The organism is Mesorhizobium sp. B2-8-5 (assembly GCF_006440675.2).
In the GTDB taxonomy this organism is placed as follows: domain Bacteria; phylum Pseudomonadota; class Alphaproteobacteria; order Rhizobiales; family Rhizobiaceae; genus Mesorhizobium.
Map to the genome: position 1 here is coordinate 5,313,232 of NZ_CP083951.1, position 19,954 is coordinate 5,333,185.

18 protein-coding genes are annotated in these 19,954 nt (G+C 63.9%); 15 read left to right on the plus strand and 3 right to left on the minus strand.

Annotated elements, in window-relative coordinates:
• Positions 1-77: 77 nt before the first annotated feature.
• Together FJ430_RS26400 and FJ430_RS26405 are read right to left on the minus strand one after the other, a co-directional pair.
• Complete coding sequence (locus tag FJ430_RS26400) at positions 78-1,250, minus strand: NAD(P)/FAD-dependent oxidoreductase (protein ID WP_140703165.1); 1,173 nt, start codon at positions 1,248-1,250, stop codon at positions 78-80.
• A complete protein-coding gene (locus tag FJ430_RS26405; RefSeq protein ID WP_140703163.1) occupies positions 1,247-1,951 on the minus strand; it encodes a class I SAM-dependent methyltransferase in 705 nt (234 codons plus the stop codon). The genes FJ430_RS26400 and FJ430_RS26405 overlap by 4 nt, the downstream gene beginning before the upstream one ends.
• Before the next feature lie 344 nt (positions 1,952-2,295).
• Between FJ430_RS26405 and FJ430_RS26410 the strand changes: the two genes are divergently transcribed.
• From FJ430_RS26410 to FJ430_RS26430, 5 genes are read left to right on the plus strand one after another with little or no spacing between them, the layout of a single operon-like run.
• The gene (locus FJ430_RS26410; RefSeq protein WP_226891925.1) at positions 2,296-3,312 is read left to right on the plus strand and encodes a type III polyketide synthase; all 1,017 of its coding nucleotides are present in this window, start codon (positions 2,296-2,298) and stop codon (positions 3,310-3,312) included.
• The gene (locus FJ430_RS26415; protein ID WP_140703158.1) at positions 3,312-4,520 is read left to right on the plus strand and encodes a sulfotransferase family protein; all 1,209 of its coding nucleotides are present in this window, start codon (positions 3,312-3,314) and stop codon (positions 4,518-4,520) included. The genes FJ430_RS26410 and FJ430_RS26415 overlap by 1 nt, the downstream gene beginning before the upstream one ends.
• A gap of 38 nt (positions 4,521-4,558) precedes the next feature.
• Positions 4,559-5,134: an ABC transporter substrate-binding protein gene (locus FJ430_RS26420; RefSeq protein ID WP_181175231.1), complete on the plus strand. Its 576-nt coding sequence runs from the start codon at positions 4,559-4,561 to the stop codon at positions 5,132-5,134.
• A gap of 16 nt (positions 5,135-5,150) precedes the next feature.
• Entirely contained in the window at positions 5,151-5,864 is a 714-nt protein-coding gene (locus FJ430_RS26425) for an ABC transporter ATP-binding protein (protein ID WP_140703156.1), read from the plus strand.
• A 3-nt stretch (positions 5,865-5,867) separates the two neighbouring features.
• A complete protein-coding gene (locus FJ430_RS26430) occupies positions 5,868-6,989 on the plus strand; it encodes an ABC transporter permease (protein ID WP_140703154.1) in 1,122 nt (373 codons plus the stop codon).
• 153 nt (positions 6,990-7,142) lie between these two features.
• Here FJ430_RS26430 and FJ430_RS26435 read toward each other — a convergent pair whose 3' ends face one another.
• Entirely contained in the window at positions 7,143-8,771 is a 1,629-nt protein-coding gene (locus tag FJ430_RS26435) for a pilus assembly protein (RefSeq protein ID WP_140703151.1), read from the minus strand.
• A 1,026-nt stretch (positions 8,772-9,797) separates the two neighbouring features.
• Here FJ430_RS26435 and rpsF point away from each other — a divergent pair.
• The 10 genes from rpsF (at position 9,798) to purF (ending at position 19,940) form a co-directional block, all read left to right on the plus strand.
• A complete protein-coding gene (rpsF, locus tag FJ430_RS26440; RefSeq protein ID WP_140644474.1) occupies positions 9,798-10,295 on the plus strand; it encodes a 30S ribosomal protein S6 in 498 nt (165 codons plus the stop codon).
• The gene (gene rpsR / locus FJ430_RS26445; RefSeq protein ID WP_006203718.1) at positions 10,295-10,543 is read left to right on the plus strand and encodes a 30S ribosomal protein S18; all 249 of its coding nucleotides are present in this window, start codon (positions 10,295-10,297) and stop codon (positions 10,541-10,543) included. The genes rpsF and rpsR overlap by 1 nt, the downstream gene beginning before the upstream one ends.
• 210 nt (positions 10,544-10,753) lie before the next feature.
• The gene (gene rplI, locus FJ430_RS26450) at positions 10,754-11,338 is read left to right on the plus strand and encodes a 50S ribosomal protein L9 (RefSeq protein WP_140651782.1); all 585 of its coding nucleotides are present in this window, start codon (positions 10,754-10,756) and stop codon (positions 11,336-11,338) included.
• 243 nt (positions 11,339-11,581) lie between these two features.
• Positions 11,582-12,868 (plus strand): SAM-dependent methyltransferase, encoded by a 1,287-nt coding sequence (locus FJ430_RS26455; RefSeq protein WP_140651780.1) that lies wholly within the window; start codon positions 11,582-11,584, stop codon positions 12,866-12,868.
• Between the two features lie 67 nt (positions 12,869-12,935).
• Positions 12,936-13,259 (plus strand): YnfA family protein, encoded by a 324-nt coding sequence (locus FJ430_RS26460; protein WP_140703149.1) that lies wholly within the window; start codon positions 12,936-12,938, stop codon positions 13,257-13,259.
• A 1-nt stretch (position 13,260) separates the two neighbouring features.
• Complete coding sequence (locus tag FJ430_RS26465) at positions 13,261-14,226, plus strand: small ribosomal subunit Rsm22 family protein (protein ID WP_140703146.1); 966 nt, start codon at positions 13,261-13,263, stop codon at positions 14,224-14,226.
• Between the two features lie 292 nt (positions 14,227-14,518).
• Positions 14,519-16,009 carry a replicative DNA helicase gene (locus FJ430_RS26470; protein ID WP_140644469.1) on the plus strand — a complete coding sequence of 497 codons (1,491 nt, stop codon included), beginning with the start codon at positions 14,519-14,521 and terminating at the stop codon, positions 16,007-16,009.
• Positions 16,010-16,231: 222 nt separating this feature from the next.
• Positions 16,232-17,635 (plus strand): DNA repair protein RadA, encoded by a 1,404-nt coding sequence (gene radA / locus FJ430_RS26475; protein WP_140703144.1) that lies wholly within the window; start codon positions 16,232-16,234, stop codon positions 17,633-17,635.
• Positions 17,636-17,677: 42 nt separating this feature from the next.
• Positions 17,678-18,358 carry a CvpA family protein gene (locus tag FJ430_RS26480; RefSeq protein WP_140644467.1) on the plus strand — a complete coding sequence of 227 codons (681 nt, stop codon included), beginning with the start codon at positions 17,678-17,680 and terminating at the stop codon, positions 18,356-18,358.
• A 100-nt stretch (positions 18,359-18,458) separates the two neighbouring features.
• Positions 18,459-19,940: an amidophosphoribosyltransferase gene (purF, locus tag FJ430_RS26485; protein WP_140644466.1), complete on the plus strand. Its 1,482-nt coding sequence runs from the start codon at positions 18,459-18,461 to the stop codon at positions 19,938-19,940.
• The last annotated feature ends 14 nt before the right edge of the window (positions 19,941-19,954 follow it).

Here is a 19,954-nt window from a genome sequence, read left to right on the forward strand (position 1 = left end):
CAGCCATCCCGGCCATTGGCGGGAAGCGATGCTCCAATTCCGGAGCCTCGGAAGGTTTCGCCGCCGCAATCTGGACGTCAAAAGCCTGGAACGGGCTGGGTCTTTCCACTCAGTCGCGCGCCAATCGTCAAAGCCGCCGGAAAACTCTTGATCACGGCGCGCATGGCCGTCGCGCCACCTGGCCCAAGCGCTATCCGGGCAATCAAGTCCGCGGCACGCAGACGCGTCGAGAATTGCCGCCGCCATTCGCGTTCGTAGCGATGACCGGCGGCGTCGCGGTCCTCGTGACCTTTGCCCGATGCGATCAGCTCTCGCGCAAGCAGCCAGCCCGATTGCAGCGCCATCGAAATCCCCTCGGCGATGACGGGATGCGACTCACCTGCGATGTTGCCGACGCGGAAGATGCCCTGATCGTAGCCGGCCCGGATACCGGGATGAATCGGTCCCGCAGCCAGCCAGGGGCCATCCAATTCGGCACCGGCCAGCACAGTTGCTACGCCTCGGCATGAGGCCAGGACATGGCGCGATACCGCATCCGCCGCCGCAATATTTCCAAAGCGCTGGCGAAGCCCGGATAGAACATCGCGGCGGATGCAGCAGGAGATTGAAACCCGGCCATGGTCCGCCGTCACCATCCCACCATATCCGCCTGGGAATACGAGCAGCGGCATCAGGTCGGGCGCCAGCGCGGCGCCGGTAAAATGCGCCTTGAACCCGAAAAGGTCGGAAGGTTGGCTCGTTCTTTCAAGCTGGCTCGGGAGTTTCCCGCTTTCCCAGGATCCGTGCGCGGCAATGATGACAGCTGCGCTGAGGACCTTCTGTTGCTGGCCCGACTCCACAGTCACAAATTGCAAGTCATCGCGCCGACGAACCGCGACCGCCTTGCAAGGTTGGAGAATTTCGACGCCCGCACGTTCGGCGGCCTGCAGCAGGATGGTGTCCAGACGATCGCGGCCGAGCGCGCGGCCAAGACCCGTCCTGGCGGTCGGCATTCGGGCCTGCGCAGAGACATCGCCCGAAAAGAACCCGACCCGACGTATTTCGGGGCCGGCTTCCGCGCGCCAGCTCTCGCCAACGCCCAACTGATCGAGCAAGGCAAGGCTGGTGCCTGACATAAACTCGCCGCAGACCTTTCGGCGAGGAAATACCACCTTCTCCACCATTGCCACCGACCAACCCCGTTGGGCGAGCGCAATGGCGGTGGAGCTGCCGGCAGGGCCGGCGCCGATGACAATTGCGTCATGCATCATTTCGTGTCGTGCATGCTGCCACCGACAAAACCTTGCGTGAACAGGCCTCTGCGGCCCTCCATCACAGGCGTTCCACCTGACAGTTGCCACAATTGTGAAAGTTCCGTGCCGCGAAAACCGGCGCGGACACTTTGCGCCGCATCGTTCAGCGTTACTGCGCAAGCGCCGATCAATCGCAGGAACCGTGTCGCCACAAGTGGCACCTTGGCTCTCAATGGCTCCGTCGCGACGAGTATTGGGGCCATCGTCATGATCCGAGAAAATAGCTCCAGCAGGCGCATGTCATCGAAGTGATGGAGGACAAGGTTGGCGCAAACAAGGTCGAAGGGCCTGTCCTGTGTCCAATCGAACAGATCTGCAGTTACGGGTTGCGCCCGCCAACCCAATTCAGCGAAAGAGTTGCGCAAGTCCTCGCCTATCAGGCCGATCCTGTCGACCATGACGATCTCGACGTCGGGCCAATAGCGCGCCATCAGCCGCGCCACCGTCAGCATGAACTTTCCATCGCCGGCGCCTATTTCGAGGATGCGCAGCGGTGGCTTTTGCACGTTCGCTCGCATCAGCGATGCCATGATCCTGGCCTGGAACATCAATGCATTGATGCGAACGAGGTCGCGACGGGATGCAATCGCACGGGGATCATCGGCGGGAAGGCCGTCAAGGAGTTCTGGCTCTAGATGCCGGATGTTTATGTCGGTCATGCGCTGGATCGGAAATCTAGGGCCTCGGCGGGGCAATCCGGCAATAGAATTCGGTCGTACCTTCATGGCCGCGCGCACTGTTCATCGCGGAACTCGCATGTGAACTCAACCCGGATGGCGAAGCGAAGGTCGGTCCCTTCATGCAAGATCGGAGGCTGATATCACAGTTTGCTAATGAGAAATATCGGCGCCGCGCAATAAAATGCCCTATGCAGGCGTTTACCTTATGAACGCTTCCCCAATACGCAGACCTCTTATGAGACCCGATTGGGCTCATTCTCGGAGCTATCTTGTCCCCTCAAGCGTATCTGAATGGCATTGCCACGTGTGTCCCCGAACACGACGTGCATCAATTCTTCCTCGGCTATGGAGCCTCGCTGCTTGAAAACGATGCGCAAGGCCTTGCGCTCTTCGAGCGGATGGTCGCTTTGGCCGGGATCGAACATCGCTATTCCTGCTTTGCGCCTGCCGACGATCCGCACGGCGGGGCAATAGACCGCGACGGCACCTCGGTCAAAGGCTCGTTCGCCAGCACCGCAATCCGTATGCGGATGTACGAAGCCGCCGCGCCGGAACTCGCGCAAAAGGCCGTCGACAAACTTCTGGCCAACGACGACCGCTCGCTGATCACGCATTTGATCGTGACAAGTTGCACTGGCTTTTCGGCGCCTGGCATCGACCTGGAGCTGGTGCAGCGATGCGGCCTGTCGACGTCGGTCGAGCGTACCATCGTCGGCTTCATGGGATGCCATGCCGCCATCAATGCCTTGAAGCTTTCACGCCACATCGTGCGCTCGGATCCGAGCGCACGCGTGCTGGTCGTCAACATCGAATTGTGCACGCTGCATTTCAAGGAAGCCACGAAGCTCGAGAAGCTGATCTCGTTCTGCCTATGGGGCGACGGTTGCGCGGCCTCGCTGGTGACGGCCGAACCGCATGGCATCCTGCTCGAAAGCTTCCACGCCATCGTGGCGGCGGAGCGCAAGGAGCTGATGAGCTGGCACATCCGCGACGACGGGTTCGACATGGTGCTGTCCGGCCAGGTTCCCGGCGCCGTCCGGGAGACGCTGCGCAACGAGCATCCGGCCATCCTCGGCGGCAGGCCCGCCAAGGAGATCGATTTGTGGGCGGTGCATCCTGGCGGCCGCTCGGTGCTCGACGCAGTCGAGCGGGCACTCAAACTGGAGCCGACCGCGCTAGCAGCATCGCGCGAAGTGCTCCGGCGATACGGCAACATGTCGTCAGCAACCGTGATGTTCGTGATGGCCGAAATGCTGAAGGAGCCGTCGGGCTTGCTCGGCTGCGGCATGGCGTTCGGGCCCGGATTGACGACAGAGACCATGATGTTCCGGACTGCCTGATGAAGTCGAACACTATCCGGCACCGCGTCCGTGCTTCCGCAGCCCGCTGGCTGGTGCCCTACTTGCCGTATCCGCACTTCATGTGCGTAGCGCCGCTTGACGCCGTATTGCGGGTCTTGTGGCGCGCGGAAGGCCAGTTCCCTCCCGCTTACTGGCCCCGCCTGGTGCTCCTGCTTCTGCTTTCCGGCATCAACACGATCGCCTCCCTGCCGGAGCGCCTGATCCTTGCAGCATGGCTGCGGCTGCGGCCTCCCCGGATGGAGCGGGACAACGCGCCCGTGTTCGTCCTTGGTTACTTCCGATCCGGGACGACGTTTTTGCAGAACCTGCTGGCAGCAGACCCAAGTTTGAGATCGCCGAGCTGGCCGCAGGTCCTGGCGCCTCAGACATTCGTCCTTGGCTGGGCTCTCCTGCGCACTCTTTTCGTGCCCTTGCTGCCGTTGACGCGCCTCGACGCGGTCGTGCCGGTGGGCGCCAGGCTGCCGGCGGAGGACGACTTCGCATTGAACAATCTGGGTGGGATGTCGATCCTGGCTGGACGCGCCGTGCTTCCCCGCCGGCAAGCCTTCTTCAATCGATATCACAATCTCGACGCGCTTTCGGCGGACGAGCTGAGCCGCTGGCGCTCACATCAATTCGCATTCGTCCAAAAGCTCACTCTCGTCGCAGGCGGGCGGCGACTTCTGCTCAAGTCGCCGAGCCATACGGCCCGCGTCCGCACCCTGCTGGAACTGTTCCCGGGCGCCAAGTTTGTCCACATCTCCCGTTCGCCGGAAGCGGTATTCCGGTCCAACATCTTTCTGGTGCGAGAATTGCAACGGGCATTCGCCCTTCAGTCGCCGCTGCCCGAGGACGAGCAGGAGGAGATCATCACGCGCGATTATCTCGCGACGGAGATGCACTATCTGGCAGATAGAGCCCGGATTCCAGCCGCCGACTTCGCAGAGGTGCGGCTACAGGATCTCATTGCCGACCCGATGGGCGAGATGAAGCGGATCTACCGCGAACTGGACCTGCCATTTTCCCGCGGCTGCGAGGAGCGCATGCTGCAAGTCGCCGCGACGTTTGGCAAACAGCTGCGCAACCGCCATCCCGACCTGACGGAAGGGCAGAAAGCGCGCGTAGCCCGCCTCGAACCGCTCGCTTCCAGCTTCGGGGATGCGCGCTCAATATTGACAGTCAACCGCGCATTGGGTGACATGGGATGATGACAGCAGGCCTATGGTCGCAGACAAGCTGGGCAGCTTTGGCGCGGCTGCTGGTTGTCCCTTTGTTGCTCGCCATCTGCGCCCCACCGCTTTCGGCATCTGCCGATGAGCAGAGCGATGCTGCCAAGCTGGTTGAGACCGTGCGCCAGGCGGCGATTGTGCTTGGGCACGGTGGACCCGCCAAGGCGCAGTTGCGTTCGATCTCCGCTGCCTTCGACGGAAAGGGGATCGCCCAAGCCGTGCTCGGGGCGCATTGGCGCAGCGCCAGTGCGGACGACCGCGCCGCCGTGGTCGATGCGCTGCTTTATGCCATCGCCCACAGGCTGGCCGACAAGCTCGAGCGGACGCAGGACAAGAGTTTCACCGTGCTCGGCACAAAGGCCCTGGCCAACGGCGACATCCTCGTGCGTAGCGAATTCCGCCGGCCGCTCCACGGCCCGACCTCCGTGGACTGGCGTGTGCGCCACTGCCGCGGACAATTGTGCATCGGCGATGTCTTTGTCGACGGCGGCTCGGTGACTGTGCAGCAGCGGGATCGCATTGGCCAGTTGCTCGCCGGCAATGGCGGCTCGATCCCCGCGCTTGTCGCCGATCTCAGGAAAGGCCGAGTATGACTCCTCGCCGGTGCTCATGTCCGCCCTCGTCGAATTGAGCAACGTCGGCCGCGACTTCGACGGCGGCCGCATTGTCGCCGTTGAGGATGTGTCGCTGGCCATCGGGACCAACGAGACCGTCGCCATTGTCGGCCGCAGTGGCAGCGGCAAGTCCACAATCCTGAACCTTATCTGCGGGCTCGACCGGCCGACCCGCGGCGAAGTCCGGTTCGAAGGACGGGCCGTCAATGGAAGGGCTGCCTGGGCAGCCGTCCGGGCCAGCAGGATCGGTATCGTTTTCCAGAATTTCTCCCTGCTCCAGTCCTTGTCGGCCCGCGAGAACATCGAGGTGGCGCTGTTGGGAAACCTCGGCGGAGCGCGGCAGCGCAGCGTTCGCGCGCTGGAACTGCTGGCGCATTTCGGTCTTGCCGATCGCGCTACGCTACGGCCGGCCGAGCTTTCCGGCGGCGAACGCCAGCGGCTTGCAATTGCGCGGGCGCTTGGCAACCGTCCGAAGCTTCTCCTTGCGGACGAGCCGACAGGAAGCCTCGACGTGCAGACGGGCCAATCGGTCATGGGCATCATCGGCGATGCGCATCGCGAATTCGGGACCGCAGTGATCGTGGTGACCCATGACGAGGACGTGGCCGCATTGTGCGGCCGGCGCGTCGAGATCTCGGATGGACGCATCCGTTCGGACAGCCGAATGGCGGCGATGTCGGCGCCTGCGCCGGCTTCGCGGATCCGCTAAGCCATGACAGAGCTGACACTTCCCCTGCGCGGTCTTATTGCGCGTCCGCTTCGCACCCTGCTCACGGTGCTCGGCATCGCTTTGGCGGTCGCCGGGTTTGTCGCACTTACCGGCCTGACCGCCGGCGTCCAGCGATCGTTTGCGTCGGGAATCGACGAGAACGGTGCGGACCTGGTGGTAAGCCAGCGCAGCTCGTTCAACCTGGTGAGCAGCACCGTGCCCAGGTCGCTAGGCCCGGCGCTTTCCGCTGTGCCTGAAGTCGAGGCCGTGTCGGGCGTTCTCCTCAACATCACCACCGCCGACGAGGACGCGAATATCGTGATGGCCGGCTGGCCGAGCGGCAGCTTCCTATGGAAAGGCGTACCCCTCGTGGCGGGGCGAATCCCCGCGCCGGGGGACCAGTGGCCGGTGGTCCTTGGCCAATCCATTGCCAGCGCATTGGGCAAGCGGGTCGGCGAAACCGTCGAGCTGCAGTTCCAGCCCTATCAGATCGTCGGCATCGCGTCATTCTCGTCCATGCTGAACCAGAACAGCGCCATCGTTCCGCTCGAAGGGCTGCAGCAACTCCTGTCGCGGGAGGATGTGTTCACTCTGTTCGAGGTGAGATTGAAGCGCCCGCTCGACAACAACGACATCGCTGTTGCCCGCACCCGGCTTATCGCAGCCGCACCGGGGTTCGAGGTGGGCGACACCGAGCAGTTTGCCAACAGCATTCGCGTCTTCGATCTGCTTCAGGCGATTGCCCGGACAATTTCGCTGGTTGTCATGATGATGGCCTCTGTCGCCGTTGCCAACACACTTCTGATGGCCGTGAACGAACGGACGTTCGAGATTGGGGTTCTCGCAGCACTGGGCTGGTCACCGGGGCGGATTCTTCGGCTCATTCTCATCGAAGGCGTTTTCATGAGCGCAGCCGGCGGCGTCATCGGCATTATTCTCGGCGCCCTTGCCATGGAATTGGCGGCGAAGACAAAGTTCGCGGCGGGCCTGATCGTCCCTTATTTTTCAGGCTGGTCGATCGCGCAGGCGCTGATCTTCGTCTTCATCGCCGGGCCGCTCGGCGCGCTCTACCCTGCCTGGCGTGCCACGCGCCTTCTCCCCGCTGAAGCGCTCCGCAGGCTCTGACGCGACTTGCCTTGTCGGCCGGGAGGGCGTTCCGGTGCCGATGGCGCCGGCAAAAGCATCGACCTGTCCGGCGGAGGTCTGGCTCTGTTCGCCGGACGGGCGCACAGAAGCGATCGGTATACGACCGTTCCCGTGCCGCGCCGCCCACCCTCGTCAGTTGGTGAGCTGCAGCCTGGAGAACTTGTTGGCGATGGTCTGGAAGACGTTGGGCAGCTTGGCCGGGTCCTCGACGGCGTAATAGTCGCTCGGGTCGGAAGCGCAGGCGCTGTAGAGCGAACGATTGGCCGCCGTGTCGGCCTGCAGCACCATGGTGTAGATCTGCACGCCCTGGTTCTTCAGCTGTGTGCAGACATCCTTGGTCCAGCCGTCGACATTGCGCGCCGCCGCCGTCTGGTTGCTCGAACCGAAACGGCCGCTGGCGAGGTAGCCATAGGAAGTGTAGTCCGATTTCTGCGGCGTGTTTGATGCGCCGTAGACGACGTTCTCGCCATCGGTCAAAAGCATCACCACCTTTGTGACGCCCGCCGTCTTATAGGGGGCGGCGTCGGTGTAGGGTGGCTGCGGCGACAGCACCCGCTGGCCCCAGCTCAAGCCCTCCGACACGTTGGTGCCGGAGCCGTTCCATTCGCTCATCTGGCTCGCTGCCTGGCGAAGCTTGTCGAAGTCGTCGGTCAGCGGAATGATCGGCGTCGGGCAGGCGCGGTTCGGGCCGATGGTGATCGGATTGCCGGCCTCGGTGATTTCCTTGCCGGTCGAGGCGACGTATTTGGCGATCGTCGTCAAATCCGCGCTGAGCAGCGCGTTGAGCACGCCCGTCAGCAGCCCGCTCAGATCTATGCCCAGTATGTTCTGGTTCAGCTTGGTCTTATCGATAGTGTCGTTGAGATAGGAATTGTTGTAGCCGGTCGACGAATTGCCATACGAGGCCGAGGGCTTCCTGGCGACGTCCGGGTCGTCCGGCGCGAAATAGGGCACGAACAACGTATCGGGCTTCGACGGGTCCGGCGGCGTATCGGAAATGTTCAAGGCGCCGGGCCGCGCCTCGACGCAACCCTTCCAGCCCGTATTGTTCCAGCCGCCCGTCTGGCCGAGCTGCTTGAACAGCGCCATGTGGTTCGGCCGCTTGCCGTCGATGACCGGAAAGTTGACGCCGTTGGTGGACGACCTGCCGTCCATATCGATCCAGGACGGATCGAATTCGGGGCCGTTGACGTCGACGGCGGTGACGAAGGGCACCAGCGAGGCCCGCACGGACCGGGTCGGCGACTTGACCGCCTCGAGATAATCGAGCAGCGACTTGGTCGCCGTCCGGAGCGCGGCGATACGCGCGCCGGCCATCGAGCCGGTGTTGTCGAGCACCAGCACCACTTCGAGCTGATTGTTCGATTCGACCGCCGAAGCGTCGACGCTGATATGCTTTTCGGCGCCAAACAGGAACGCGAAGTTGAGATTGACGTCGGCCGAGGCCGTGGCCCTGGTCTTGACGAAGTTGACGCCCCTGTCGACGGTGAGCGTGGCCTTGGCGTTGGAGAGTTCACCGTGGCTGGCGACATTGGCCTGGAAATAGCTGTTGAAGGCATCATTGCGTGTCGTCTCGGCGTCGCCGAGATGCGAAGAGGCGAGGTTCGCGGCGTCCAGCGCGTTCTGCAGATTGCTTTTTGCCCGCATCAGGGTGGAGACATCGGTGGCAAACGCCACCGCGCCCAGCATGGCCGGCACGCCCACTGCCAGCATCAACGAGAAATTGCCGCGCCTTGAGCGCCAAAACTGCCTGAGAAGCATTCCCTACCCCTGGAATTGCTCGATTTTCCGCCGCCTTGCGGCCCGCGTGCCTCTCATGCGCCTTTCATGATAAACGGGTGGTTACAACCCGTTACAACCTTATGGGGGTGGTTAAAGTTCGATTACTGGAAAATCGATAAAATCGGGCAACGGCCGGCGTCTTCCGAAACTGCGGCACCTTCTCCAGCCATGCAGGGAACTCCCGACTTTGGCCAGTGCCTCAGTCTGAAATTCAACCCGTCGCTCGCGGTGCAAAGAAGCACGTCCATCTCATTCGATATCTGCCTACGCGAAATGTCGGGTAGAGATTTTCGCAGATATAATACTGGTCATCAGGCGCTGCCTGCACGCGGTTCCATGGAATGAACCACTCGCCTGTAGGCGGATCGTTCCGAGAGTAAGGCTCGGGTTGCTTGACGTAATAGCCCTGTCTGGCAGATCTGACATCGCTTGATGCGATAGGACGGCAATCATGATCGTCGCAGCATTTGAGATTAAGAACAGGATCAGTCTTGCCCGAATACCAGCTATGGGCGTTGGCGTCGCCCACCAAGATAAGACATATAAAGGCGATACGCCGTTGCAGCCGCCCCATGGATTTCAGACCCTCACATTTTGCCTATAGCATATTATGGATGGCTAATATTTGTACTGAGGTCGCATCGATAGGCGCATAGGTCCGATCGGCTGCCGTCACTCGGCAACTCGCTTTTGCAGGACCGCGCGTTCCCGGCTTCGGCAACGGCCCCCGCTTAAGGTTGAGGCACTACGTGGCCTTGCCTTCGCTGGAAATTGCTGTATAGACCCCCGCAATCTGCCGGTCCTTGCTGGGGGCTGAACGGAGGGCCGTGGCCTTCGAAGGTCGCGACACGAAGCCAGAAGGGCTTCCAGCCTCCCGTGTCTCCGCTCTCGACCGTCTCGTGATGCTCCTTTCTTCCCCGCTCTTTCGCGACCGGGTCAGACAAGTTGCAGAGGCTTAGCCGCTAGGGCCGGTGTGAGAGAAACGAAGAAAGGCACTAAAACATAATGGCTCTTTACGAACATGTGTTTCTTGCCCGGCAGGACCTGTCGCAGCAGCAGGTTGACGCGCTTGTCGAACAGTACAAGGGCGTCATCACGGCGAATGGCGGATCGGTCGGCCGGATCGAGAACTGGGGACTGAAGTCCCTCACCTACCGGGTCAAGAAGAACCGGAAGGCTTACTACACGCTGATGGACATCACCTGCCCGCCGGCCGCGCTCAACGAAATGGAGCGCCAGATGGGCCTGTCGGAAGACGTCCTTCGCTTCCTCACCATCAAGGTGGAAGCGCATGAGGAAGGCGTCTCGGCGATGATGCAGAAGCGCGAAGAGCGCTCCGAGCGCGGCGGCTTCGGCGACCGCGACCGTGGCGATCGCGGCCCGCGTTCCTTCGGCGACCGCGACCGCGGCGACCGTGGTCCGCGTTCGTTCGGCGACCGCGATGGCGGTGGCGATCGTGGTCCGCGCCGTCCGCGCGAAGGCTTTGAAGGAGCTGCAGAATAATGGTCGACATCAACCAGATCCCGACCCGGCGTCCGTTCCATCGCCGCCGCAAGACCTGCCCGTTCTCCGGCGCCAACGCTCCGAAGATCGACTACAAGGACGTGCGTCTCCTGCAGCGCTACATTTCCGAGCGCGGCAAGATCGTGCCCTCGCGCATCACCGCCGTCAGCCAGAAGAAGCAGCGCGAGCTCGCCAAGGCGATCAAGCGCGCCCGCTTCCTCGGCCTGCTGCCCTACGTGGTTCGCTGATATTTCGAGCGGGCGGTTAGCCGCCCGCTCTTTTCACCGGCGCGACGGGCGTGTCGGATTGAGCATCAAATCCCGAGTTGGGGCCAATTGCCTCTAACTGCCCAGACAGGCAGGACAGCGACAAGAGCGGCTATGCCGCACCAAGCTTCCTGACCTGTTCCAGATCATTGCGCCAGTCTTTCGGCCGGCGCCAACCGAAGGAACGAAACCATGGAAGTCATTCTCCTCGAGCGCATTTCCCGCCTCGGCCAGATGGGCGAGACCGTCAAGGTCAAGGACGGGTTCGCCCGCAATTTCCTGCTGCCGCAGGGCAAGGCGCTGCGCGCCAACGAAGCCAACAAGAAGAAGTTCGAGGGCCAGCGCGCCCAGCTCGAAGCCCGCAACCTGGAGCGTAAGTCGGAAGCCACGCAGGTCGCCGAGAAGCTCGACGGCAAGAGCTTCATCGTCGTGCGCTCGGCCGGCGAGACCGGCCAGCTCTACGGCTCGGTGTCGACGCGCGACATCGCCGATCTGCTGATCGCCGAAGGCTTCACCGTCAACCGCAACCAGATCGAGCTCAACCAGCCGATCAAGACCATCGGCCTCTCCAATGTGGCGATCGCGCTGCATCCGGAAGTCGAGGTCACGGTGACCCTCAACGTCGCCCGTTCGGCCGACGAGGCGGAGCGCCAGTCCAAGGGCGAGATGCTGACCACGGCCGAAGCCATCTATGGCGACGACATCAACGACAACGCCCGGCCGGAGAATTTCTTCGACCCGAACGCCGAATTCGAAGGCGGCGAAGAGAACGCCTGATTTTCGGGGTCTGACCGGCACATCCTCCGAAGCGTCGCTTCGGTTCGCAGGCGTCCAGGATTTCTGGACCAACGCCCGGGTCTCCGACCCGGGCTTTTTTGTGCCAAAAGGAACTTTTCGACACCCTATATCTTGTGCACATTACAGCGTGGCGCGTCGATTGGACGCGGGCGACGCGCTGAGGCATTCGATCTGGCATTCCAGTCCGATTACCGGGTGATCCGACTGAGGGGACATTTGGTCATGAATATCCTGTTGAAACACGTTCTCGAACGCCTGGTTCGGGTCGGCGATCTCAAGGTGACCGGCCCAAAGGGCACGACGCACAAATTCGGCGACGGCAGCGGCGAGCCGGTGCATATCCATATCAAGACCATGCATGCCGAGCGCGCCATCACCTTCGATCCGATGCTGGCGGTGCCCGAAGCCTATATGGACGGCGAGCTGGATGTTCCCGAGGGCGGCGTTCTCGGGCTGATGCGCATCGCTTTCCAGAATATGGGCTCGAGCGGCATCGACGTGTCGTGGTCGAAGGCGATCGAGGGGCTGCGCCACGCCTTCCGGCGGCTGCAGCAGATCAATACGGCAACACGCTCGCGCCGCAACGTGCAGCGCCATTACGATCTCTCCGGCGAGCTCTACAAGCTCTTCCTCGACGAGGACATGCAATATTCCTGCGCCTATTTCGAGCAGCCGGACATGACGCTGGACGAAGCGCAGGCCGCCAAGAAACGCCATATCGCCGCCAAGCTCCGACTCAAGGCAGGCCAGACCGTGCTCGACATCGGCTCCGGCTGGGGCGGCCTCGGCCTCTATCTCGCCAAAGCTTTCGACGTCGACGTGCAGGGCGTCACGCTGTCCACCGAACAGCATGGTGTCGCCACCGACCGCGCCCACGCGCTGGGTCTCCAGGACCGGGTGCATTTCGAGCTCAAAGACTACCGCGCGCTGAACGAACGCTTCGACCGCATCGTCTCGGTCGGCATGTTCGAGCATGTCGGCGTCAACCACTACCGCACCTTCTTCGACAAGGCCTCAACTCTGCTCAAGCCGGACGGGGTGATGCTGCTGCACACGATCGGCCGTTCCGGCGTGCCGTGGGCGACCAGCGCCTTCGTCCGCAAATACATCTTCCCAGGCGGCTACATCCCGGCGATGTCGGAGGTGATGCCGGCGATCGAGAAGTCGGGCCTCGTCGTCACCGACATCGAAATCCTGCGGCTGCATTACGCCGACACGCTCAAGCACTGGGGCGAGCGCTTCGCCGCCAACCGCGACAAGGCCAAGGCGATCTATGACGAGCGCTTCTGCCGCATGTGGGAGTTCTATCTCGCCGCCTCGGAGGCCGCCTTCCGCTGGCAGGACTTGGTGATCTTCCAGTTCCAGCTCGCCAAGGTGAACGACACACTGCCGGTGACACGCGACTACATGGCCAAATGCGAGAAAGCCCTGGAGCTGCGCGATATCGGGCACAAGGAGCCGGCGGCGCCGGCCCCCTCCAAGCCGACCCGCCGCAAGAAGGTGGAATAGACACGCATTGCCGCTTGCCATTGCGGCCTGACGCCACGAAAAAGGTCTCGTTCGCGAGACCTTTTTCATGACCTATCTCATCTACATCGCAGCCGCGCTTACCGAAATCGCCGGCTGCTTTTCCTTCTGGGCGTGGTGGCGGCTGGAAAAGTCGGCGCTCTGGCTTCTCCCCGGTCTCGCCTCGCTGGCGCTGTTCGCCTTGCTGCTGTCGCTGGCCGACACGGATGCGGCGGGCCGCGCCTATGCCGCCTATGGCGGCATCTACATCGCCGCCTCGCTCGGCTGGCTGTGGCTGGTCGAGGGCGTGCGCCCCGACCGCTGGGATCTGGCCGGCGCTGCGCTCTGCATCGTCGGCGCCTCGGTCATTCTGCTCGCGCCGCGGGGAGCCTGAGATGGAACTGCCCGCCCCGCTCCGCCAAGGCGTCGACGGCTTGCTCGAGAAGGTGCCGCTGCCGGCGCTGAAGCAGGCCGCCAAGACGCTGTCGGATCGCTACCGCGCCGAGTTGCGCGACGGCCGCCTGCATATGGGCGAGGAGATGGCGGTCAAGGCCTATCTGGCGACTCGGCTGCCCGCCACCTATGCCGCCGTGCGCGCCAGCCTCGAGGCGTTGAGCGAGGCCCGCCCCGACTTTCGGCCGGCGAGCCTGCTCGACATTGGCGCCGGACCTGGCACCATGCTTTGGGCCACGACTGACGTCTGGCCTGAACTGGAACGGGCGGTGCTGGTCGAGGCAAGCGCTGCCGTGCGCAAGGTCGGCCAGTCGCTCGCGGAAGGCGCAATTACCGCCCGCACCGAATGGATCGCCGGCGACGTTACCATCGATCTTGACGGCATCATGCCCGCCGACCTCGTCAGCGCCGCCTATGTGCTGGACGAGATCGTGCCTCTGTCGCTGCCGAAGCTCATCGACCGCCTCTGGCGGCTCACGGCCGACACGCTCGTCCTCGTCGAGCCCGGCACGCCCGCCGGCTGGCGGCGCATCCTTGCGGCACGGCAACAGCTGATCGAGGCGGGAGCGCACCTGCTGGCGCCCTGCCCGCATGCGGTGCCCTGCCCGCTCACGCCGCCCGACTGGTGCCATTTCGCACGCCGCGTCGCGCGTTCGCGCCTGCATCGTCTCGTCAAGGAAGCCGAGGTGCCGTGGGAAGACGAGAAGTTCATTTACCTCGCCGCTTCCCGGCAGCCGGCGCCCGCGCGCGCCGCACGGGTGATCGCGCCGCCTAAAGGCGGCTCCGGCAAGGTGGTGCTGAAACTGTGCCGGCCTGACGGCAGCGCCGGCGAGCGCCTGTTCAGCAAGCGCGACGGCGAAGCCTTCAAGGCGGCGCGGCGGGCTGACTGGGGCGACACGCTCGACTGAGCTGCGTAGGCCGACGGCACCGCGTCGTCGAACCACTGAACGCCTGGCAGGCGCGCCCCACGCGACCTTGCTCGATGAAATTGTTCTTGCTTTGTTCGGCAACCGCCGATAGGAATCACGGCTTGCCGAGTCAAATGGAATCGGGCCACCGGAATACTGTCCTGTGGATGGTTTGCTGATCCTGTGAACATTGGGGCATCAAGCTGGTTGGACCGAGGAGTGTTGCAGAAAGGTCAGCACCGAATCTTCCCGTTCTGGTATCGAGGAAAGCGGGATCGAAATCGGGGATATCATGGCAGAGGCGGCACTGAAATTCGGCGCGGCGGAAACGCCGCTTTATCGCGAGGCACCGAACAACATCGAGGCCGAGCAGGCGCTGCTCGGCGCCATCCTCGTCAACAACGACGCGTTCTACCGCGTCTCGGATTTCCTGAAGCCGGCGCATTTCCACGAGCCGTTGCACCGCCGCATCTTTGAGGTCGCGGCCGAGCTCATCCGCATGGGCAAGATCGCGACGCCGATCACGTTGAAGACCTTCCTGCCGGCCGACGAGAAGGTCGGCGACATGACGGTGGCGCAATATGTCGTGCGGCTTGCTGTCGAGGCCGTCACCGTCGTCAACGCCACCGACTATGGCCGCGCGATCTACGACCTCGCGACGCGCCGCGCGCTGATCACCGTCGGCGAGGACATGGTCAACATCGCCTATGACGCGCCGGTCGACATGTCGCCCTCCGACCAGATCGAGGACGCCGAGCGGCGGCTGTTCGAGCTCGCCGAGACCGGCCGCTATGACGGCGGCTTCGAAAGCTTCAACGACGCGGTCAAGACCGCCGTCGACATGGCCAACGCCGCCTATATGCGCGACGGCCATCTGTCGGGCATCGCCACCGGGCTGCGCGATCTTGACCGCCGCATGGGCGGCCTGCAGCCCTCCGACCTGATCGTGCTCGCCGGACGTCCGGGCATGGGCAAGACCTCCCTGGCCACCAACATCGCCTTCAACATCGCCGAGGCTTACGTTCCGGCGCAGCAGGCCGATGGCAGCTTCAAGGCCGCCAATGGCGGCGTCGTCGGCTTCTTCTCGCTCGAAATGTCGTCGGAGCAGCTCGCCACCCGCATCATCTCCGAGCAGACCGAGATCTCGTCGTCAAAAATCCGCCGCGGCGAGATCACCGAGATGGATTTCGAGAAGCTCGTCGCCTGCTCGCAGACGATGCAGAAGATCCCGCTGTTCATCGACCAGACCGGCGGTATCTCGATCGCGCAGCTTTCCGCCCGCGCACGGCGCCTGAAGCGCCAGCGCGGCCTCGACCTCATCGTCATCGATTATATCCAGCTGATGCAGGGTTCCTCCGCCCGCGCCTCGCAGAACCGCGTGCAGGAAATCACCGAGATCACCACGGGCCTGAAGGCTTTGGCCAAAGAGCTCGGCGTGCCGATCATCGCGCTGTCGCAGCTGTCGCGCCAGGTGGAAAGCCGCGACGACAAGCGCCCGCAGCTGTCGGACCTGCGCGAATCCGGCTCCATCGAGCAGGACGCCGACGTGGTGCTGTTCGTCTATCGCGAGGAATATTACCTCAAGAACCGCGAACCGAAGATCGGCACCGAGGAATACGTCAAGTGGGAAAACGAGATGAACGAGGCGCGCGGCAAGGCCGAATGCATCGTTGCCAAGCAGCGCCACGGACCGACCGGCACCGTCAGCCTCGCCTTCCACGGCGAGTTCACGCGGTTCTCGGATTTGGCCGAGGAGCACCATCTGCCGGAGAGGTTTGAGTAGGTTTTTGACCCACCGTCGCGCTCTGTCACACCCCCCTCTGTCCTGCCGGACATCTCCCCCGCAAGGGGGGAGATTGACCGTCGCGTCGGCTTTCGCCAATCGCCGACGCTGCAAGATGGGCGCCGTCGGCCAAACTGCTGATCTCCCCCCTTGCGGGGGAGATGGCCGGCAGGCCAGAGGGGGGTGTGAAGGAACGCCGACCTTCGGCGGTTGGCGCCCCTAATGGCCAAGTCCCGCGTCCAGTTCATCTGCCAGAATTGCGGATCGGTGCATCAGCGCTGGGCGGGTAAATGCGATGCCTGCGGCGAGTGGAACACGCTCGTCGAGGAAGGCACGTCCGGCGGCATCGGCTCGGGGCCGACCAACGCGCGCAACGCCCGCAAGGGCCGCGCCGTGGTGCTGACCAGCCTGTCGGGCGACATCGAGGACGCGCCGCGCATTGTTTCCGGCATCGGCGAGCTCGACCGCGCGACCGGCGGCGGCTTCGTGCGCGGCTCGGCGCTTCTGGTCGGCGGCGATCCCGGCATCGGCAAGTCGACGCTCTTGACGCAGGCGGCCGCGGCACTTGCCTCGAAGGGCCATCGCATCGTCTATGTCTCGGGCGAGGAAGCGGTGGCGCAGATCAGGCTGAGAGCGCAACGCCTCGGCGTCGCCTCGACGCCGGTCGAGCTTGCCGCCGAAACCAATGTCGAGGACATCCTCGCGACCATCGCCGACGGCAAGCGGCCGGACCTCGTCATCCTCGATTCGATCCAGACGCTGTGGACGGACCTTGCCGATTCGGCACCGGGCACCGTCACCCAGGTGCGCGCCGCCGCCCAGGCGATGATCCGCTACGCGAAATCCACAGGCGCGGCGATCGTGCTCGTCGGCCATGTCACCAAGGAAGGCCAGATCGCGGGCCCTCGTGTCGTCGAGCACATGGTCGACGGCGTGCTCTATTTCGAGGGCGAGGGCAATCATCACTTCCGCATCCTGCGCACGGTGAAGAACCGCTTTGGGCCGACCGACGAGATCGGCGTGTTCGAAATGTCGGACAAGGGCCTGCGCGAGGTCTCCAATCCATCCGAGCTGTTTCTAGGCGAACGGCACTCGAAATCGCCAGGCGCCGCTGTCTTTGCCGGCATGGAAGGCACCAGGCCGGTGCTGGTCGAGATCCAGGCGCTGGTCGCGCCCTCCTCGCTCGGCACGCCGCGCCGCGCCGTCGTCGGCTGGGACGGCGCGCGGCTGTCGATGGTGCTCGCCGTGCTCGAGGCGCATTGCGGCGTCCGCTTCGGCCAGCACGACGTCTATCTCAATGTCGCCGGCGGCTACCGGATCTCGGAACCGGCCGCCGATCTCGCGGTCGCCGCCGCACTGGTTTCATCGCTCACCGGTCTTGCCCTTCCCGCCGATTGCGTCTATTTCGGCGAAATCAGCCTATCGGGCGCGGTGAGGCCGGTTGCGCATGCGCAGCAGCGCCTCAAGGAAGCCGAAAAGCTGGGTTTTGGAAGCGCGGTGCTGCCGCTCGGCAGCGAGGAACTTGCCGGGGGGATCGGGGCCGGCGCGTTTCAGCCCACCGAGCTTGCCGACCTTGTGGCGCGCATAGCCGGCTCACGGCGCGGCCGTGCCGACGACGCGGAGTGATGCGGCTCGTCGGGCCGTAAGACAGGAAGTGGGGCGAGAACCATGCCGATTACGCTGCTTGACGGAATCCTCGTCGGCTTCACCCTGGTCTCAGCAATGCTCGCCATGGTGCGCGGCTTCTCCCGCGAAGTGCTCTCCGTGGTTTCCTGGGCGGCGGCGGCGGCCGCGGCGTTCTTCTTCTACAAGCCTGTCCTGCCCTATGTTCAGCCCTATGTCGACAACGACAAGATCGCGATGGCGGCTTCGGCGGGCGTCGTCTTCCTCATCGCGCTGATCGTCGTCTCCGTCATCACCATGAAGCTCGCCGACTGGATCATCGATTCGCGCATCGGCGCGCTCGACCGCACCCTCGGCTTCCTCTACGGCGCGGCGCGCGGCATCCTGGTGGTCGCGGTGGCGCTGCTGTTCTTCAACTGGCTGGCCGGCGCCAAGGCGCCTGCCTGGATCGCCAACGCCAAGTCGCGGCCGCTGCTGGAGACGATCGGCGCCAAGCTCGAAAGCGTGCTGCCGGAAAACACCGAGGAACTGGTCAACAAATACACGCATAAGGGCACGCCGCAGGCCGGCGCGCCGGCCACTGGCGACCAGCCCGCGGCAGAGCCGCCGGCGGCCGGTGACGACAACGCGCCGGCGCCCGACGACAGCGAAGGGGATGCCCCGGCCGACAACGAGCCGGCCAGCCCCGCGCCAGCCCCTGCCCCGGCTCCAGCGCCGGCAAACTGATTGCAAGCCGGCCTGCGCCGGTTGTGAATGCTAGAAAGCGTGCGTTGCGTTCGGCGAGCGATCGCCTTATATGGCGGCTTTAGCGGAGCTTGAGCACCAGATGGCAGACTCAACGGCAGATAGAGGCAAAGTCCTTTCCGCCGAGGCTGACGACCATTTCCACGACGAATGCGGCGTGTTCGGCATCTTCGGCCGGCAGGACGCGGCAGCCATTGTCACACTCGGGCTGCACGCCCTGCAGCACCGCGGCCAGGAAGCCGCCGGCATCGTCTCCTATGACGGCACGCAGTTCCATGTCGAACGCCATGTCGGCCTGATCGGCGATACCTTCACCAAACAGCGCGTCATCGACAGCCTGCAAGGCAACCGCGCCATCGGCCACACGCGCTACGCCACCACGGGCGGCGCCGGCCTGCGCAACATCCAGCCCTTCTTCGCCGAGCTTGCCGATGGCGGCTTTGCCGTCGCCCATAACGGCAATCTGACCAACGCCATGACCGTGCAGCGCGCGCTGCAGAAGCAAGGCGCTATCTTCTCCTCGACCTCCGACACCGAGACGCTGCTGCATCTGGTCGCTACCAGCAAGGAGCGCGACCTCAACTCGCGCTTCATCGACGCGGTGCGGCAGGTCGAAGGCGCCTTCTCGCTGGTGGCGATGACCGCCAAGAAGATGATCGGCTGCCGCGATCCGCTCGGCATCCGGCCGCTGGTGCTGGGCGACCTCGACGGCGCCTGGATCCTCGCCTCCGAAACCTGCGCGCTCGACATCATCGGCGCCCGCTTCGTGCGCGACATCAAGCCGGGCGAAATGGTGGTCATCACCGCCAAGGGCATCGAGAGCCTGTTCCCGTTCGAGCCGCAGAAGACCCGCTTCTGCATCTTCGAATATGTCTATTTCGCGCGGCCGGACTCCTCGGTCGAAGGCCGCAATGTCTACGAAGTGCGCAAGCGCATCGGCGCGGAACTCGCGCAGGAAAACCCGGTCGAGGCCGACATCGTCGTGCCGGTGCCGGATTCCGGCACGCCGGCCGCGATCGGCTTTTCCCAGGCCGCGGGCATTCCCTTCGAGCTCGGCATCATCCGCAACCATTATGTCGGGCGCACTTTCATCCAGCCGGGCGATTCCATCCGCCACATGGGCGTGAAGCTGAAACACAACGCCAACCGCCGCATGATCGAGGGCAAGCGGGTGGTGCTCGTCGACGATTCCATCGTGCGCGGCACCACCAGCCAGAAGATCGTGCAGATGGTGCGCGATGCCGGCGCCAGGGAAGTGCATATGCGCATCGCCTCGCCGCCGACCAGCGCGTCCTGCTTTTATGGCGTCGACACGCCGGAGAAGTCGAAGCTCTTGGCATCGCGCATGTCGGTCGAGGAGATGGCCGAGTTCATCCGCGTCGATTCGCTCGGCTTCCTGTCAATCGACGGGCTCTACCGCGCCGTCGGCGAGGCCGGCCGCGACAATGAGCAGCCGCAATTCTGCGACGCCTGCTTCACCGGACAATACCCCACCCGCCTGCTCGACTTCGAAGGCCACGACAATGTGCGCACGCTGTCGCTGCTGGCGAATAGCGGGGCGTAGGCCGCATCACCTTA